The sequence below is a fragment of the Tropicimonas sp. IMCC6043 genome (genome assembly GCF_004146235.1).
Taxonomy (GTDB): domain Bacteria; phylum Pseudomonadota; class Alphaproteobacteria; order Rhodobacterales; family Rhodobacteraceae; genus Tropicimonas.
Genome location: NZ_SELO01000212.1, coordinates 1 through 279, shown reverse-complemented (window position 1 = coordinate 279; position 279 = coordinate 1). Strand labels below are relative to the sequence as shown.

Below are 279 nucleotides of genomic sequence, written 5' to 3'. Positions count from 1 at the left end.
TTGCGGATCGCTTCGGCGATGTGCTCGAGTTGCGCCCCCAATGCCAGAAGTGCGGAACGGGCGAGCGCCGGTAATCCGAAGCTATCCGGCCCGTTCAGCCGCCGCAGTAGTTCGGTTACTTTTCGAGGTCCCTGCGCCGCAATGATCCCGAGCTCCGCGAGCTGCGCCCGGATCGCATTGAGGATCATCGTCCGCTGCCGCATCAGCAGATCGCGCGATCGATGCAGGACCAGGACGCTCTGCTGCTCTTCGGTCTTGGCGGGCACGAAGCGCATGTTC

Annotated in this window: 1 pseudogene; it reads right to left on the bottom strand. The window is 63.8% G+C overall.

Annotation, left to right across the window (positions count from 1 at the left end):
• A pseudogene (locus EU800_RS27435) lies at positions 1-279 on the bottom strand (IS110 family transposase); the annotation flags it as partial.